Annotated in this window: 12 protein-coding genes; 4 read left to right on the top strand and 8 right to left on the bottom strand. The window is 66.4% G+C overall.

Going from position 1 to position 17,643, the window contains the following annotated elements:
* Positions 1 to 40 precede the first annotated feature (40 nt).
* The 3 genes from LNV23_RS05405 to LNV23_RS05395 form a co-directional block, all read right to left on the bottom strand.
* Positions 41 to 1,432 (bottom strand): TolC family protein, encoded by a 1,392-nt coding sequence (locus tag LNV23_RS05405; RefSeq protein WP_263562034.1) that lies wholly within the window; start codon positions 1,430 to 1,432, stop codon positions 41 to 43.
* 179 nt (positions 1,433 to 1,611) lie between these two features.
* Positions 1,612 to 2,121 (bottom strand): Dps family protein, encoded by a 510-nt coding sequence (locus LNV23_RS05400; RefSeq protein WP_263562033.1) that lies wholly within the window; start codon positions 2,119 to 2,121, stop codon positions 1,612 to 1,614.
* Between the two features lie 62 nt (positions 2,122 to 2,183).
* The gene (locus tag LNV23_RS05395; protein WP_263562032.1) at positions 2,184 to 3,161 is read right to left on the bottom strand and encodes a helix-turn-helix transcriptional regulator; all 978 of its coding nucleotides are present in this window, start codon (positions 3,159 to 3,161) and stop codon (positions 2,184 to 2,186) included.
* 95 nt (positions 3,162 to 3,256) lie between these two features.
* Here LNV23_RS05395 and LNV23_RS05390 point away from each other — a divergent pair, with 95 nt between their 5' ends.
* On the top strand, positions 3,257 to 3,910 hold the full coding sequence (locus tag LNV23_RS05390) for a LysE family translocator (RefSeq protein ID WP_263562031.1): 654 nt from the start codon (positions 3,257 to 3,259) through the stop codon (positions 3,908 to 3,910).
* On the opposite strand, the gene LNV23_RS05385 is transcribed toward LNV23_RS05390, so the two are convergent.
* Entirely contained in the window at positions 3,894 to 6,704 is a 2,811-nt protein-coding gene (locus LNV23_RS05385; RefSeq protein WP_263562030.1) for a sensor domain-containing diguanylate cyclase, read from the bottom strand. The two genes, LNV23_RS05390 and LNV23_RS05385, sit on opposite strands and share 17 nt — an antisense overlap.
* Positions 6,705 to 6,935: 231 nt before the next feature.
* A complete protein-coding gene (gene katG, locus LNV23_RS05380) occupies positions 6,936 to 9,098 on the bottom strand; it encodes a catalase/peroxidase HPI (protein WP_263562029.1) in 2,163 nt (720 codons plus the stop codon).
* 150 nt (positions 9,099 to 9,248) lie between these two features.
* Here katG and LNV23_RS05375 point away from each other — a divergent pair, with 150 nt between their 5' ends.
* From LNV23_RS05375 to LNV23_RS05365, 3 genes are all read left to right on the top strand, one after another.
* Entirely contained in the window at positions 9,249 to 10,007 is a 759-nt protein-coding gene (locus tag LNV23_RS05375) for a PepSY domain-containing protein (protein ID WP_263562028.1), read from the top strand.
* A 130-nt stretch (positions 10,008 to 10,137) separates the two neighbouring features.
* Positions 10,138 to 11,796: an ATP-binding protein gene (locus LNV23_RS05370; protein ID WP_263562027.1), complete on the top strand. Its 1,659-nt coding sequence runs from the start codon at positions 10,138 to 10,140 to the stop codon at positions 11,794 to 11,796.
* Positions 11,797 to 11,866: 70 nt separating this feature from the next.
* The gene (locus tag LNV23_RS05365) at positions 11,867 to 12,907 is read left to right on the top strand and encodes a substrate-binding domain-containing protein (RefSeq protein WP_263562026.1); all 1,041 of its coding nucleotides are present in this window, start codon (positions 11,867 to 11,869) and stop codon (positions 12,905 to 12,907) included.
* Here the strand turns inward: LNV23_RS05365 and LNV23_RS05360 are convergent.
* From LNV23_RS05360 to LNV23_RS05350, 3 genes are all read right to left on the bottom strand, one after another.
* Entirely contained in the window at positions 12,900 to 13,757 is an 858-nt protein-coding gene (locus LNV23_RS05360; RefSeq protein WP_263562025.1) for a methylated-DNA--[protein]-cysteine S-methyltransferase, read from the bottom strand. The two genes, LNV23_RS05365 and LNV23_RS05360, sit on opposite strands and share 8 nt — an antisense overlap.
* 69 nt (positions 13,758 to 13,826) lie before the next feature.
* Positions 13,827 to 16,697 carry an ATP-binding protein gene (locus LNV23_RS05355; RefSeq protein ID WP_263562024.1) on the bottom strand — a complete coding sequence of 957 codons (2,871 nt, stop codon included), beginning with the start codon at positions 16,695 to 16,697 and terminating at the stop codon, positions 13,827 to 13,829.
* Positions 16,694 to 17,614: a hydrogen peroxide-inducible genes activator gene (locus LNV23_RS05350; RefSeq protein ID WP_263562023.1), complete on the bottom strand. Its 921-nt coding sequence runs from the start codon at positions 17,612 to 17,614 to the stop codon at positions 16,694 to 16,696. Before LNV23_RS05350 ends, LNV23_RS05355 begins: the two co-directional genes overlap by 4 nt.
* Between the last annotated feature and the right edge of the window lie 29 nt (positions 17,615 to 17,643).

Raw genomic sequence — 17,643 nt, 5'->3', positions numbered from 1 at the left:
AGGGGAGACTTTTCCTTGATGCAGGTGGGGCAGGGCCGATTCACTCCAGACGCAGATCGGCCCGCGCCAGGTAGTCGGCGAGGCTTTGGATCTGGCCGCAGGCCTGCAGCAGCCCGACCAGGGCCATCACATGCTCATAGGCGACTTGGGCGCGCTCGGTGCGCAACTTGCTCAGGTTCAGCTCGGCATCGATCAGGTCGATGGCCGTGCTCGTGCCTTGTTTGAGGCCGGCCCGACGCAGGCGCAGCAATTCCTGGCCGAGCTCATCTTGCGCCGCGAGGCTGATGTACTGGCTGCGCGCCTGCTCGGCGCTGCGCCATTGGCGCTCCACCAGCAGGGCGATGTCACTACGGGCCTGCGCCTCGGCGGCTTCGGCCTGGTGGATCTGGCTTTGGTGCGAGCGCTCCATGGCCTGGTGGTCGATCGAGTCCCACAAATTGAAGCGCACGCCGACGCCTGCGAGCCAGTCGCCGTTGTGACTCAGGGAGCGTTGGCCGAAGGCGAAGACCTGGGGCTTGTTGAGCGCCTTGGTGCCTGCCTTCAGATACTCGGCCTGGGCCTTCTTTGCTGCGATCTTGGACAGACCCGGGTGCAGGGTCAGGGCGGTGTTGATGAAGTCCTGCAGCGGTGGCAGTGCTTGCGAGCTGAGCGCCAGCGGCGTGCTGGGGGCGGGTATGCCGTCGAACTTGAGCGTTCGTGCCAGAGCCATGGCCACCAGGTCCGCATCGCTGCGTGCCTTGCGGGCCTGGTATTGCGCGTCCTGCAGGGCGGCTTTCGCCTGCAGGCGCTCCAGCTGCGAGGCCACGCCGGCCTTGAGCATCTTTTCGGCCGCCAGGTCATGCTCGGCCACGCCGGCCGCAGCGGCATCCCGCAAGGCGGCGGCGCGGCGCGCCATCTGGGTCTGGAAGTAGCGCTGGGCCAGCACAGCGATGGCCTCGTCCTCGCTGTGCTGCAGGTCGGCCTGCGCTTCATCGCCTTGAGCGCCGATCATCCCGCGCAAGGCATCGGGAGCACCGCCCAGGTAGATGGGCCAGACCGCATTCACCGAAGCCGACTGGCTGCTGTTGCGCCGTTCGATGGTGTAGTTGGAGGGCAGGGGCGGCAGCGCAGGCAGCATGCCAGCCACCTGCGGCGGCAGCAGATTGACGGCATTGCCCAGGCCTTGCTTGAGGGGATCCAGGTCCAGATCCAGGCTCATCCGGTAGGTGTAGGCCACGCCCTGGGCCGAGACCATTGGGCCGCCGGCTCTTGCGATGCCCTCGGCCTGAGCCTGACGCTGCGCCACCACGGCGCGGGCACCGGCCAGTTGATCGGAGCCCTCTTGCAGACGATGCATGGCGTCGTTCCAGCTCAAAGAGGCCGCAGATTGCGCCCCCACGCTGCCCGCCCACAACAAGGGCAGGCTGATCAAAAGCGTGCGGAAAACAGGCATGGGTCGGGAAACAGTCCGATGAGAAATGGGCTTAGCATAAACGGCCAAAAAGACGCAGTCTTGACAAGACTGTGACCAGGACTTGGCCGCGCTTCACTCTAGCAAAGGCAAGCGCCGACAGCCGGCCGGTGCTGGCGCTGGTGCACCATCGGGCTTCGCCAACTTTCTTGTCTGCCTGCTCAGTCCTCCAGCAGACTCCTGAGCATCCAAGCAGTTTGCTCGTGCACCGTCAGTCGCTGGGTCAGCAGGTCGGCGCTGGGCTCGTCGCTGGCCTTGTCGACGGCGGCGAACAGGCTGCGTGCCGTGCGGGCCACGCCTTCATGGCCTTCCACCAGGATGCGCACCATCTCCAGGGCCTTGGGTGGCTGGGTCGGCGCGTCGGGCAGGCTGCTGAGCTGGGCGAACTGGGCGTAAGAGCCCGGCGCCACATGGCCCAGCGAGCGGATGCGCTCGGCGATCGGGTCGACCGCGTTCCACAGCTCCGTGTACTGGGCCATGAACATGGTGTGCAAGGTGTTGAACATCGGCCCCGTCACGTTCCAGTGGAAGTTGTGCGTGGTCAAGTAGAGCGTGTAGGTGTCGGCGAGCAGCTTGGACAAGCCGGCGGCGATGGCGGCGCGGTCTTTCTCGTTGATGCCGATATTGATGCTGGTGCTGGCGGCGGATTTGGCGACGGGCTTCTTGGCCATGAGGACTCCTGTTCGAGAGCAAAGAATGGGGTGGGGCTGGCAAACACTATAGAGCGGCGGCCTCAGTCCTGACTGCGGCGCAGCAGGGCGCGGGCATGGTCGGCCAGGGCATGGCGCAACGCGGCGGGCTCCAGGATCTCGAAATCAAAGGGCAGGGCCGCCAGCTCGCGCGCCAGGCTGGTCAGATCGTCGATCTGCGCCCTCAGCACCACGCCGCCCTCGGCGCGCGCTTCCAGCAGGCCGAGCTCGGGGTAGAGGGCGCGGCGGGCGGCGTCCAGCCCGGTGTGCAAGAGCAAGCGCACTTGGTGGGCACGGGGCAGGCGGGCCAGGGCTTCGTTCAGGAATGCCAGCACATCAAACCCAGCCGGGCGGCCGAAGCTCGCGGCCAGGGGCTGCACCGCCAACACCCGGTCCAAGCGGAAGGAGCGCAGGGCCTGGCGCAGATGGCAAAAGCCCACCGCATACCAGGCGCCACCGCGCAGCCCCAGGCCGTAGACATCGAGCTGGCGCTCGCTGCAACTGCCGTCGCGATCCTGATAGCGCAGGCTGACACGCTGCTGCGCCCGGGCGGCCGCGCTCAAGAGCGCCAGTTCCGCCTGTACACCCGCCGGCTGTCCATCGGACGGCGCCGCGCCGCGTCGCAAGTCCAGGGCCACGGTTTCGTGAACATCGCTGAGCCGGCGCTTCACCGTCGCAGGCAGCACCCGTTCGAGCTTGGCGCGGCTGCTGTGCAGGGCGGGCAGCATGCCGTCCAGGCCCAGCTCGCGCGCCGCCCGCAAGCCCATGGCCAGTGCCAGGGCCTCGTCGCTGTTGAACATCAGCGGCGGCAGCTTGTGGCCGGCACTCAGGCCGTAGCCGCCGTCGCGGCCCCGCTGCGCCGCCACCGGGATGCCCAGCTCGACCAGATGGCCGATGTAGCGCCGCAATGTGCGCACATCGACACCCAGGGCTTGCGCCAGCTCAGGCCCCGGGCTCAAGGCCTTGGCCTGTAGCAATTCCAGCAGGGCCAGGACGCGTCGGGTCGGGTTCTCCTGTTGCATACAGGGCGGATTATGTCCGGTATGGCTTCTAGACTGGCGACCTGTGCCCTCGAGCATGCAGCCCTACAGCTTTCCTCCGCCTCCCTCTGCCTCCCATGGAACCGACCCACAGCCTCTGGATCTTCTTCGTTCTCACCTTCGGCATCATCGTCCTGCCGGGCCTGGACATGGCCTTCATCGTCGGCACGGCCGTGGCCTCGGGCGCGCGCGCCGGGGGCGTCGCGCTGGCCGGCATCGTCGTCGGCGGCGTGCTCCATGTGCTGATCAACCTCAGCGGCTTGGCGGCCTTGCTGCTCTGGTGGCCGGCCGCCTTCAATCTCTTGCTGCTGGCAGGTGCGGCCTATATGGCCTGGATTGGCTGGGGCATGGTGCGCGCCGCCTGGCAGCCGGCTGTTGCTGCTGCAGCCGAGGAAGTCAGCCAGCCTGCCCGCTTGCCGCAGTCGTCCATGGCGATCTTCAGCAAAGGCGTATTGAACTGCCTGCTCAACCCCAAGGCCTATGCCTTCATGCTGGCCGTGTTCCCGGCCTATCTGCAGACCCAGGAGCGCAGCGTGCTGGCTCAGGCGGCCCTGCTCAGCGCCATCATTGCCGGCAACCAGATCGTCATTTACGGCACGGTGCTGCTCAGCGCGCTCGGCGCCCGCCGCGTGGCGGCTCCGGGCGCGGGTGCCCAGCGTGGCTTGCTGGCGGGCGTGGGCCTGCTGCTGATGGCCGCTGCAGCGCTGACCCTGCTCAGTGCCTGGAAATGAGGGCCGGCTGGCTCAGTCGCAGCCACCCCTTTTCGACGCAGGACTGCGGCGCGCTGAGCAAATGGCTGAGATCGGCCAGCGTGGCGCTCTCGGCACATGCCGACAGGCCGGCCCAGGTGTTGCGGCCGGCGCGCTTGGCCATGTAGAGGGCCTGGTCGGCCAGGCTGACGACCTGCTGCCAGTCCAGGCGTTCGGGCTGTTCGGCGATGAAGGGCAGGGCGGCAAAACCGACCGAACAACTCAGGGCCAGGCTGCCGCCGGCGTCGATGACAAAGGGCTGCTCGGCCACAGCGGCGCGAATGCGTTCGGCGAACAGCGGCCCGCTCGTGGCGTCCACGGCGCGTGCCACCACCAGGAATTCCTCGCCGCCCCAGCGCACCAGATAGTCCGATTCGCGGCAGGCGCGGCGCAGGCGTTCGCGCATCTGCACCAGCACGGCGTCGCCGGCCGGGTGGCCCCAGTCGTCGTTGACTTGCTTGAAGTGGTCGATGTCCACCAGCAGGAAGACCAGGTCCGACTCCGTCGGACGTGGCCGTTCGGGCTGGCGCCGCCAGTCTTGATACAGGCGCAGGCATTGCGCCACTTCGGCGGCCAAGTGCTGTTCCAGAAAACGGCGGTTGCGCAGGCCGGTCAGCGGGTCGGTCAGGCTGATGTCCTTGAGCGATTGGTAGGCGCGCTCCAGTTCCTGGTTCTTTTCCAGCACCTCGGCCTGGGCCTGGTGCAGATGGCCCAGGGTACTCTCCAGGCGGCGGTAGTTGCGCGTGTTCTCCAGCGCGATCGAGCCATATGCGGCCAGGCTGCGGAAGATCAGGCGTTCGCGGTCGGCATAAGCGAAGGCCTGGGTCGACTGGATGGACATCACGCCCAGCACGCGCCCATTGGCCAGCAAGGGCATGAACATGGAGCTCAAGGTCGGGGCGGTGCCGGGCAGCAGGGACTGCAGCTGCGTCGGGTCGATGTCGCGGAAGATCTCGCTGCGCTCGCGGGCGCAGCGCGCGGCCTGGGACTGCGATGAATCACAGGGAATGGCAAAGGGCGTGATCGGCCGGCCGTTCTCGGTGCCGTAGGCCAGACGCAGCTCTTGAGCCGCTTCGTCGAGCAGGTAGACGGCGAAATGGTTGGCCGTCAGCAGGCCGTGGACATTGCGGTCCAGGGTGGCGTAGACCGCCTGGTCTTGCAGATGGGCGGTGATCTCCTGGCCGATCAGGCTGAGCTTTTCCAGCGTGGCGCTGGTCTGGCTGAGCAGCTCGGCGCGCTCGGCCGAGGCCGCAGCCAGCTGGCGCAGATGCTCGCTCTCGGCTGCCGTGCGTTCGGCCTGGAAGCGCGCTTCCATGGACATCAGGCGTTTGCTGACGTCTTGCTTGTGCACGCTTTCGCTGGCTGCGCGGGCCCGGCCGGCGTAGTGAAACGCCTGCAGGCCATCGCCAAGGCGGGCGTACTCGCTGGCGATGGCGTCGAACACGGCCGGTGGCACATTGTGCTGGGCCTCGGGCGCGTACACGGCCAGGGACAGCAGCAGGTAATGCAGGCTGGCGCTGGCCACCGCCATCTCGGGCGGAGCCGGCAGGGCGTGGCGTTCGTGCAGGGTGGCCAGGGTGCGCAAAGCCTCGCAGTGGTAGAAGGCGAAATGGCTGGGCTGGGCCAGGGCCAGGGCTTTATGGGCCGTGGCCATGGCCTCTTCGGCGCGACCCAGCTCCGACAGACACAGCGCGGCCACGCACATGGCATTGAGGCGCAGGTCCAGGCTGCGCGGGATGGGACCGGGCGCCTCCAGGCGCAGGGCGGAGGCCAGGGCGGCCTCGGGCTGCTTGAGGTCGCGCTGCAGCTCGGCCAGATAGACCAGGCCCAGGCTGTAGGCCCGCGAGCTTTGCAGCGGCGCCAGCAGGGCCAGGCCTTCGTTGAGCGCTTGCTGCGAGGCCTCCAGCTCGCCCAGCCGGCATTGCACCGTGCTCACCTGCAGCAGGGCCAGGCCCAAGACCAGGGGCCAGCCGGTCGGCCGCGCGCGGCTGAGGCTGCGCTGCATCCATTCCATGGCCTGGGCGTCGTCGCCGAGGTTGGAGAAGGCCACGCCCATGGTCGTCAGCGTCAGCGCTATCTGGCGCTGCAGTCCGGCGCGGGTCAGCTCGGTGACGGTGTGGCTGCAGACCTGGAAGACGGTGCGGAAGTCCGAGCGCTGCAAGGCCTCGAAGCTCAGGAACTCGTTGCACAGCACATGCAGGGCCGGGTGCAGGGCTTGGGCCAGGCGCTCGCGCACGTGCAGGCTCCACTGCGCGGCGGCGGCCGGGCCGTTTTGACGCAGGGCGGCATGGGCCAGGCAGAGCTGGGCAAACTCCAAGCGGAAATCGTCATCGCAGCCCACGGCCACGCTGGCCGCGGCATCGAGCTCGCGGCAGCGCAGGGCCAGGTCGTAGCGGTCGCCGGCGATCTGAGCCAGCAGCAGGTGAGCATCGGACAGCAGCGGCATCTCGCCCTGCTGGCGCGCCAGCTCCACCACCTGGCGTGCTTGCGCCTGGGCCGTGTCCAGCTCGGCGAACAGCCACAGGCATTCGGCCTGCAGCAGTTGCAGGCGCAGACGCAGGCCCGCGGCCGTGCCGCCGGAATTCAGCGCATGGGCGACCGGGGCATCTTGCAGTTCGGCCAACAGCTGCTCGGCCAGCTGCTGCGCGCGTCGCGTGTGGCGCTCGCGCAGATGCCAGGCCAGTGCCACGCGCTCGTGCACGCAGGCGGCGGAACCGGCCGCATGGAGACGCGCCTCCAGTTCGGCAAACTCATCGTCGGTGAGGATCAGATGCATGGCGCGCATTCTGTCAGTCCGCACCCGCCAAAACGAAGGGCTCGCCGGTCAAGCGAGCCCTTCTTGCTGTGCATCAATGCCGCTTTCGCGGCACGGCGTTCAATGCGGTTGGTTGTGCGTGAATTGCAGCAGCATGCCCAGGCCCGCGGCGGCACCGCCGCAATGGATGGCCAGTCCGGCCAGCAGGCGCAAATTTCGGCGCATCTTCAGGTCCATGTCTGACTCCGGGTTTCAGCGGCTGCCGAGCTCGAAGCGGTCCAGGTTCATCACCTTGGTCCAGGCGGCCACGAAGTCGCGGACCAGCTTCTCGCGGCCATCGGCGCTGGCGTAGACCTCGGCGTAGGCGCGCAGCACCGCGTTGGAGCCGAACACCAGGTCGGCGCGGCTGGCGTTGAACTTCAGTGCGCCGCTCTGACGGTCGCGGCCCTCGAAGCGCTCGTCACTGGCGTCGCTGGCCTTCCAGGCCGTGCTCATATCGAGCAGATGGACGAAGAAGTCATTGCTGAGCACACCGACCCGCTCGGTGAACACGCCCTGGGTGCTGCCGTCGAAGTTGGTACCCAGCACGCGCAGGCCACCGATCAGCACCGTCAGCTCCGGTGCCGTCAGCGTCAGCTGCTGGGCACGGTCGATCAGCAGCGCTTCGGTCGGCGCGCCGACCGGGCCGCGTCGGTAGTTGCGGAAACCATCGGCCAGCGGTTCCAGCACGGCGAAGGATTCGACATCGGTCTGGTCCTGGCGGGCATCGACCCGGCCCGGCGCGAAGGGCACCTCAACCTTGACGCCGGCCGCCTGAGCCGCCTGCTCGACGCCGACCACGCCGGCCAGCACGATCACATCGGCCAGCGAGGCGGTGCCGGCCGCTTTCTGGATTTCGACCAACTTCGGCAGCACCTGCACAGCGCGCTGGTTGACGGCCCAGTCTTTCTGCGGCGCCAGGGCCAGGCGGGCACCGTTGGCGCCGCCGCGCTTGTCGCTGCCGCGGAAGGTCGAGGCCGAGGCCCAGGCCACCGAGACCAGCTCGCTCACCGACAGGCCTGCAGCCCCGATGCGCGCCTTCAGGTCGGCAATGTCGGCCGCCGTGGGCTGGTGTGTGGCCGCGGGCAGGGGGTCTTGCCAGATCAGTTCTTCCTTCGGCACTTCCGGGCCGAGGTAGCGGGCTTTCGGACCCATGTCGCGGTGGGTCAGCTTGTACCAGGCGCGGGCAAAGGCCTCGGCAAAGGCTTGCGGGTTCTCGAGGAAGCGCTTGGAGATGGCGCCGAAGGCCGGGTCGAAGCGCAGCGTCAGGTCGGTGGTCAGCATGGTGGGCTTGTGGAACTTGCCTGGGATGTGCGCGTCCGGAATGATCTCCGGCGCATCCTTGGCCACCCATTGCTTGGCGCCGGCCGGCGAGTGCATCAGCTCCCACTCGTACTTGAAGAGGTTTTCGAAGAAGTTGTTGCTCCACTGCGCGGGCGTGGTGGTCCAGGTCACTTCAAGGCCGCTGGAGACGGTATCTTTGCCATGGCCGCTGCCGAAATTGCTCTGCCAGCCCAGGCCCTGGGCCTCGATCCCGGCGGCTTCGGGTTCGGGGCCTTTGTGGGCTTCAGGGGCGGCGCCGTGGGCCTTGCCGAAGGTGTGGCCGCCGGCGATCAGGGCGACGATTTCTTCGTCGTCCATGGCCATGCGATTGAAGGTTATGCGGATGTCATGGGCCGCGGCCAAGTAGTCACCGCTGGCGTTCGGGCCTTCCGGGTTCACATAGATCAGGCCCATATGGGTGGCGGCCAGGTTGGCGTCCAGTTCACGCGGGCTGGCGCCGGCGTGGAAGCGCCGGTCATCGGCCAACCACTTCGTCTCGGCACCGAAGTTGACGTCCTGATCCGGTTCCCACACATCTTCGCGGCCGCCGGCGAAGCCGAAGGTGCGGAAGCCCATGCTCTCCAGCGCCACATTGCCGGCCAGGATGAAGAGGTCGGCCCAGGAGATGCTTTGGCCATATTTCTGCTTGATGGGCCAGAGCAGGCGGCGCGTCTTGTCGATGTTGACGTTGTCGGGCCAGCTGTTCAGCGGGGCGAAGCGCTGCTGGCCACGGCCACCACCGCCGCGGCCGTCGAGCGTGCGGTAGGTGCCGGCCGCGTGCCAGGCCATGCGCACCATCTGCGGGCCGTAGTGGCCGAAGTCGGCCGGCCACCAATCCTGGCTGTCGGTCATCAGCTTGACCAGATCGGCCTTGAGCGCGTGGTAGTCCAGCTTCTGGAAGGCCTCGGCGTAGTTGAACTGCTCACCCAGCGGGTTGGACTTGCTGGAATGCTGGTTCAGCAAGTCCACGCGCACCTGCTTGGGCCACCAGTCGCGGTTGCTGGTGCCGCCGCCGGCGACGTGGTGGAAGGGGCATTTGGATTCGGTGGACATGGCGCTTCTCTCCTGAGGTGAGGGGGTGCTGGGATGGATGGACTTTAGATTTCTTCTATCAAACTCGCCAATTGAATAGTTTTAACGTGTGGATAGCCAAAAGCTTGCTCGCCTGACAATCGCCGCCCATCTTCCAAAGAAATCATGACCATGGCCATGCGCTGGAGTCCTTTTTTGTTTCGCTGGCATCGCTGGTTGGGCTACCTGGTGGCCGTGCAGGTGTTGGCCTGGATCCTCGGCGGGCTGATCTTTGCCTGGCTGCCCTTCCAGGCCTGGGTCAAGGGTGGCGAGGTCTTGCGCAAGCCGCAGCTCTCTTTGCCCGTGGGCTGGCAACTGAAGCAGCAGGATCTGCCCGGCGACCGGGGCGCGCTGCTGGCCCTGCAGAGCGTGGCGACGCCGGCCGGTCCGGCGCTCAAGCTTCGTTATGCCGAGGGCGGCGAAGTCTGGATGCGCGCCGGTGGTGAGCGCCTGGGCCCGCCGAGTGCGGCTGAGATCGAGGCCTTTGCCCGCACGCTCTACATCGGCGAGGGCCGCTTGCTGGGCGTCGAGCGGATCGAGACCGTGCCGCGCCGGCTCGGCTTGGTGCGCGAACTGGGCGAGCGGCCGGGGCCCGTCTGGCGGGTCCGCTTCGATGACCGTTTCAGCAGTCGCTTCTACTTCGACCCCCGCAGCGGCGAGCTGCTGGCCGTGCGCAACGAGGCCTGGGTGCTCTACGACTTTTTCTGGCGTTTGCACCTGATGGACTACCAGGGCGGCGAGGACTTCAACAACAGCCTCTTGCGCGCCGCTGCGGCCGCGGCCCTGTTCTTGGTCGCCAGCGGACTGGCGCTCAGCGCCTTGGCTGTGCGTCGTGCTTCACGCCGTGCTTTCCGCCGGGTATCGAAGCACCCAAGCCACGAGAGCTTTTGAAAGGTCTGGCTTGGCCCTAGCGCAAGAGGCCAGCGCATTTGCCCGCCTTGAGGCATGTAGACTGAATCGCATCGTTCTTGCTTTGACTCGATCCTGCTGTTTCTTAAACCATGCAACCAGAGTTTTGCGCTTGAGATCCGTTCTTCAAAGCCTGCTGACTGCGTCGCGCTTGCACTCGGTCAGTCTGAAGATCGGCCAGCGCTTGGCCCTCAGCTATGGCGCGGTGATCCTCTTGCTGGTGCTGACCATGGCGACGGCCGTCTTTCAGCTCAAGACTTTGAGTGAGACGACCGGCGAAGCGCTGAACGACCGCTATCCCAAGACCTTGTTGGTCAACCAGCTGACGCAGGAGTTAGGGCTGATTGCTCGCGCCATGCGCAATGCGCTGATCCTGGCGGAAGACGAGCAGGTCGCAGAACAGTTGCGCGATATTTCCGCAGCCAAGATACGCATGACGCAGACCCTGGTCGAGCTCAAGCAAAGTGTCCGCGATCCGGTGGCGCTGGACTTGATGGACAAGATCCGCGTAGTCCATTCGGCCTATGTCATCAACCAGGACGACTTCATCCAGCTGATCGGCAGCCAGCGCATGGGTGAGGCGCGCAACTTGCTGGTGGTGGATCTGCACGGCTACCAAAACACCTATTTCGAACTGTTGGAGCAACTCCGGCGCTTTCAAAGCGAGCGCATGGTGACGGCCAGCCACGAAGTGGAGCGCGCCTATCTCAGCTCGCGCAATTGGATACTGTCCATTGCTGCATTGGCTCTGTTGCTGAGTGTGCTGGTGACGGCATCCATCACACGCTCATTGCTGGCCAAGCTGGGCGGCGAGCCGGAGTACGCAGCCGAAGTCGCACGCACCATCGCCGCTGGAAATCTGCGCGTGGATGTCGAAGTGGGCCACCGCGATGTGAGTAGCCTGCTGTATGCAATGAAGCTGATGCAGGGCAAGCTGATTGAGCGTGACGAAGCCGTGCAGCAGGTCAATGCTGAACTGGTCCAACTGATTGAGACCCTGCGCCTGACTCAGAGTGAACTGGTGGCGCAAGAGAAGCTGGCGGCATTGGGGGCTTTGGTGGCGGGTATTGCCCATGAGTTGAACACGCCGATTGGCAATGGTTTGCTGGCCGCCAGCACCGTTGTCGACAGAACCAGCAGCTTCGAGCGCAATGGCTTGCAGACTCTGACGCGCAGCAGCTTGGTGCGCTATCTGAATGAGATGGAGGCCGCCGGCGATATCTTGCTGCGCAATCTGTCACGTGCATCGGAGCTGATCGTTAGCTTCAAGCAATTGGCTGTTGATCGTCAGAGCGCGCAAAGGCGGCGCTTTGCGCTGACTGACGTGGTCAACGAGGTCTGTTTGACGCTGCAGCCCTCCCTCAAGGCCGGCGCCTTTCACCTGGAACAGCAGATTCCCCCCGACATCCGAATGCTCAGCTACCCCGGACCCTTGGGGCAGGTTCTTGGCAATTTGATCAACAACGCCATTCGCCATGGCTTCGAAGATCGCGATGAAGGCCTGATCTGCATCACCGCCATCATGAAAGACGCTGGCCACCTCGAACTGACGGTACGGGACAACGGGCGCGGGATTGATCCGGCACATCTGCACCGTGTGTTTGAACCCTTCTTCACGACCCGGTTGGGCAGTGGCGGTTCCGGCCTTGGGCTGCATATTGCCTTCAATATCGTCACCAGCATTTTGGCCGGCAAGATTCGAGTTGACAGTGTGCCGGGCCAGGGCTGTACCGTCACCCTCTTGCTGCCCCTGGAGACGATAGACAGCTGAGGACGGCTGAGCCAAGATGTGCAGGCATGGCCGGGTTCGAGCCTCGGGACAGCTGCTCTGGCCAAGCCCCATGAAGCGAAAAACCAAGGGGACGCAGATGGACAAACGCAAAGTTCAGGACCTGGAACTTCAGACCCTCCGACGTGGTTTGGTTTTGGCGCCCTTGGCGGGAGTCGGCCTTGGGGCTTTGGGTCTGCGATCCGCACAGGCCGCGGCGCCGCAAGTGGTCTACCTGACGCCCGGTTTGGATCTGCCCTTTTGGCGCACCCTGGGTCAGGGCGTTCAACAGTATGTTGAAGCCCGAGGGCATGGCTTTCAGGTCTTGGACAGTCGCAACAGCGATGCCCTGCAACTGCAGAACGCGCAGGCCGCGCTGGGCAAGGGCGTGGCGGGTTTGGTGCTCTCACCGACCAGCAGCAAGTCGGCGGTTGATGTGCTGGACTTGGCCAGCAAAGCCCGGGTGCCGGTGGTGGTGGCCGATATCGGCACCAATGGCGGCGACTATGTCTCCTACGTCAAGTCAGACAACTACAAGGGCGCTTACGGTGTAGGCGAGGCCTTGGCCCAGGTCATGAAGGAGCGCGGCTGGCAGGGCGAGCCCTATGCCATGTGCACGATTGCCTTGGACCGAAAAAACGGCCAGGACCGCACCAATGGCTTTCGTGATGCGATGCGCGATGCCGGCTTTGGCAAGGAACTGGCGCTGCGGCAGATGAAGACCTACAGCACCGAAGAGACCTATGGTTTCGTCAAGGACTTGCTGACCCAGCACCCCAAGCTGCGCGGCTTGTTTGTCGAGGTGGATCAGCCCACGCTCGGCGCTTTGCAGGCGATTCGTGAGCTGAAGCGATCCAACGACTTGCTGCTGGGGTCCTTCGATGGCATTCCCGAGTTTGTCGACTTGCTCAGACGCAAGGCCCTGGTCGCGGTGGGCATGCAGCAGCCCTTGTTGATGGGCAGTCAGGCCGCAGAAGCGCTGCTGGCGAGCCGCAGCGCTGCGTCACCGCCGGCCAAGCAGATTCTGGTGCCGGTCTTGATTGCGACCAGCCAAAACATCGACCAATGGCTGCCCGTGGCCAAGAAAACAGTCTTCGGCAGCGACGTCAAATAGCGCCTGTTGAGCAGGCCGAGGCTTCGCCGCGAGCCAGTTCCAAGCCGAGCAGAGCACGTTTGGTGCGCGGCCCCCAGCGGTATTCGCCAAAGTCCGCATTGGCGCGAATCACCCGGTGGCAGGGGATCAGGTAAGCAATCGGATTTGCTGCAACGCAACTGGCGACGGCCCGCACCGCCCGTGGAGCGTCGACCTGCCGCGCCAATTGGCCGTAACTCAAGACCTGACCCTCTGGTATGCGCATCAGCGCCTGCCAGACCTTCAGCCGTAAGGACGTGCCGGACAAGGCCAAGCCGATGGGCCGGCTGGCCCCCAGGCCGCTGATGCGACGCAGCACTTCGTCCAGGATGGGTGCCAGTTCTTGTCGCGCCTCCTGCCATTGCGCGAGCGGCCATTGGGCTGTCGCCTTGGCCAGCATGTGTTCGTCGCTGGCGCCTTGGCTGAACACCAGCGACACCACGCCGCGTTCGCTGGCGGCCAACCAGATCGGCCCCAGCAAGCTGTCGGCGCTGCTCCAGCGCAGCGTCAGGCCGGCCGCGCCATTCTTGAACTCGCCTGGGCTCAGACCTTCTTGTCCGACAAACAAATCATGCAGGCGCGAGGGGCCTGACAAGCCAGCCGACAGGGCCGCTTGCATCACCGAGTCGGCCTGCGCCAGACTTTGCTTGGCGCGCTGCAAGGCCAGTGCCTGGCTGAACTCCTTGGGCGTGACACCGGCCAGCTCGACAAAGCTGCGCTGGAAGTGAAACAGGCTTTGGCCGGCGGCATCGGCCAGGGCTTGCAGGGGCACCGGGCCCTGGCTCAGCTGCTCCAGGGCCTGGCGGATGCGTTCATAACGGGGGCTGTTCATGGCGGCAGTGTGAAGGGCGAGCTCTTGGCCGACCACCCGGTTCTTGCGCTCAGCTGTGCTGGCCAGGCCTTACAGGGCGGCGGCATCCGCACTTCCCGGTTCCTCTCGGGCCCTGGCCTCGGGCGCCTGCAGGGGCAGGCAGAGCACGAAGCAGCAGCCCGGCCCCGGCGCGGGGTCCAGCGCCAGGCTGCCGCCAAGCAGCGAGCTGACGATGTTGTGGCTGATGGACAGGCCCAGGCCGCTGCCGCCCTGGCCGAACTTGGTGGTGAAGAAGGGCTCGAACACGCGGCCGGCATGGGCGGCGCTGATGCCGACCCCGTCGTCGCGAAAGCGCAGCTCGACCCGGCCATCCTTGAGCGGCCGGGCGCTCAAGTGCATCAGGCCGCCGCGCCGGGCGCCGAAGCCGTGCAGCATGGCGTTGTTGACCAGATTGCTGAGCACCTGACCCAGGGGGCCGGGAAAGCTGTTGAGCAGCAGGCCCTCGGGCACCTGCAGCTCCAGGCGGTGGCCCTTGTTGCGGATGCCGGCTTGCAAGGTGGCGGTGACCTGCTCGCACAGCAGGGCCAGGTCGAACAGGCGGCGCTGTTCGGCCGTGCGGTCCACGGCCACCTGCTTGAAGCTGGTGATCAGCTCGGCGGCGGTCTGCAGGCCCTGCATGATCAGGCGCGCCACCGACTGGGTCTCGCGCAAAAAGACCTCGAGTTCGCTGCGCCGCAGCGATTTGGCCTCGGCCGCCTGCTCCACCTCGCGGCTGCGTTGTTCCAGGGTGCTGGCCATCAGCAGGCTGTTGCCCAGTGGGGTGTTCAGCTCATGGGCAATGCCAGCGACCAGGGAGCCCAGGGCGGCCAGCTTTTCCTTGGCGACCAGCTGGCTCTGCGCCTGCTGCAGGCGCCGGTAGGCGTGGGCATTGTCCAGGGCGATGGCGGTGAAGGCATTGAGCGAGCGGAACACCATGCGCTCATGCTCGCCATAGGCCTGGGCTTGCGGTGACTGCACGGTCACCACGCCCAGCAGACGCTCCTGGATCAGCAACGGCGCGAACATCGCGCTCAGGGTGCGCATGGTGCCGGGCACCTGGCTGGGGTCGCTGCCGTCGGCGGCCAGATGGACCGAAAGCTCGCGCCGTTCGCGTGCACAGCGGGCGGCGTTGGAGTCGGTGTCGCTGAGTGCAATGCAGTCATGCGGCAGGGGCTGGCCGTCCTCCAGGCCGAACACCGAGTTCAGGCTCTCGCCATCCTCATCCAGCAGATAGATTTCGAAGGCCCGCGCATCGAGCAGGGCCGGGATGTGGCGGCTCAGCGCATCGAAGATCGAGCCCAGCTCCAGGTGCTGGGTCAGCTCCAGGCCAATCAGGCCGAGCTTTTCCAGCGTCAGGCTGTTGCGCTGCATCAGCGCGGCCTTTTGGCGCTCGGCCTCGGCCATGTCCTGCAGATGTTGTGCTTCGCTGCGTGCGTTTTCATTGAGATGGCGCAGCTGCAGGGCCTCGACGCGATCGGCCGAGCTGCGGCCGAGCATGTTGGCGCGGGCGTTGGCGGCCAGCTGGCTGGTCTCGAAAGCCTCGCGGTAGCGGCCGGTGCCGGCATAGGCTTGCGCCAGGGCTGCCAGCAGTTCGGCGCTGTCCTTGTTGCCAGCGATCGACTGGGCGCGCTCGCGTGCCAGCTCCAGCTGCTGCAAGGCCTGGGCCCGACCGTTCGGGCCGGGGTCCTGCTGGGCGATCTGGGCCAGCACCATGCGCAGTTCAACCTCAGCCTCGGCTGCGCCTTCGGCTTCGGCGCGTGCCAGGTCCTCGCTGGCCATCTGGCGTGCCGGCTCCAGCTGGCCCAACAGCAGCAGAGCACGTGCATGGCCGCGGCGGGCATTGCGCCGCAGGTCCAGATAGCCGCCCGGATGGCGGTCCAGCGCTTCGAAGTAGTTCAGGGCCCGCTGGCCCTCGCCCAGATCCAGGCTGAGCAGGCCTTGGTAGCTGAGGCAGACCGCATAGTTGCGCGAGTCGGGCTGGGGCGCAAAGATCTGTGTGCCCTCGTCGAGCAGGCTGCGCGCCAGTTCCAGACGGCCCAGGCGGCGCAAGGTTTCGCCCATCTGCATCAGGCAGCCGCCCAGGCTGGTCGACCAGCCCGAGGCGCGGGCCATGTCCAGGCCGCGCTCCATCCATTCCAGGGCCGATTCCGGGTCATTCAAGTCGTTGAAGGCGCTGCCCAAATTGCCCAGGGTGTTGATGGCCTCGCGCACAAAGCCGGCCGCCTGCAGCGGCTGGATCAGGACGGAAAAGCGACGCACCGCCAGCTTCAGATCGCGCGCGCGCAGGGCGCGGTAGCCTTGGTAGAGCTCGATCAGCACGGCCGCGCTGGCATGCAGGCCACTGAGCTTGGCCGGAAAATGCTGGCCCCAGCGCAATTCGGCGGCTTCACGGTTCTGCAGGCCAGCGCTGCGCGCCAAGCTGCATTCGAAGATCCATTGGCGCGTGCGGTCGCCGGCGCGCTCGGCCCAGACGATGGCTTGCTCCAGCGCCGCGCAGCTATCGTCCATTTGCCCGGCGCCGCTGTGCAGCAGGGACTTCAGCCAGGCGCTGTCGGCACAAGCCAGCCAGTCCTGCGCGGCTGCGGCTTCCACCAGCAGCTCGGCTGCCAGCGGCAGGCCTTCGGCGAAGCGTCCATGGAGGCGCAGCGCGTCGAGCCGGGTCAGACTCAGGCGCCGCCGCAAGGCCGCGCCTTCGTCGGCGGGCAGCGCCGGCGTGGCGGCCAGGGCCTGCTCGGCGGCCTCGGCCCGCGCCAAGGCTTGCGGGGTGTTGCGCTCGCGCTCATGCCAAGCCAGGGCGACGAGCAGGCGGCAGCGCTCGGCCTCGCTCAGCGTGTCGTCCCGGCCGGCGCGCAGGGTGGCGAGCTCGCCATCGAGCTCGTAGAGCCGCAGCTCCCGGGTCCTGGCTGCGGCTGCGGGTTTCATGACAGGCGCTTCACTCCGGACAGGCTGCAGCCGTAGACGGCATTGCGCAACGCAGCGATGGCCTCGTAGCGGGTGAAGGTCTTGCGCCAGGCCAGCACCACGCGGCGCGTCGGCACCGGCGGCGCAAAGGGCACGAAGCGCAGATGCGCGGGCGGCAGCAGGGGCACGCTGAGCGCCGGCACCACGGTCACGCCCATGCCCGAGGCCACCATGTGCTTGATGGTTTCCAGCGAGCTGCCTTCGAAGCTCTTGCGTATGCCCTCGGCGTCGCTGCTGAAGCGGGCGAACTCAGGGCAGACCTCGAGCACATGGTCGCGGAAGCAATGGCCGGCGCCGAGCAGCAGCATGGTTTCGCTCTTGAGCTCCTCGGCCGACACCGAATCGCGCCCGGCGAAGGGGTGGCTGGCCGGCACGGCGATCATGAAGTCTTCGTCGTAGAGCGGCGCCACGGCCAGGCCGGTGTCGGGGAAGGGCTCGGCCATGATGGCGCAGTCCAGCTCGCCGGTGCGCAGCATCTCCAGCAGCTTGACGGTGAAGTTCTCTTGCAGCATCAGCGGCATCTGTGGGTACTGCTCGATGACGTTTTTCACCAGCTCGGGCAGCAGATAGGGTGCGATGGTGTAGATCAGGCCCACGCGGAGGGCGCCGGCCAGGGGGTCTTTGCCGCGCTTGGCGATCTCGTGGATGGCGCTGGCCTGCTCGATCACCGACTGGGCCTGGCGCACGATGTCTTCGCCCAGCGGCGTCACCTTGATCTCGTTGGCGCCGCGCTCGAAGATGCGCACGTCCAGCTCTTCTTCAAGCTTCTTGATGGCCACGCTGAGCGTGGGTTGGGACACGAAACAGGCCTCGGCGGCGCGGCCGAAATGGCGTTCGCGGGCCACGGCAACGATGTAGCGCAACTCGGTCAGGGTCATGCGGCCCATCCTAACTGGAGCACGGGCCC

This window comes from Kinneretia sp. DJ1R-11, from assembly GCF_025717595.1.
Lineage (GTDB): Bacteria > Pseudomonadota > Gammaproteobacteria > Burkholderiales > Burkholderiaceae_C > Paucibacter_A.
This window is presented reverse-complemented; position numbering and strand designations above follow the sequence as displayed.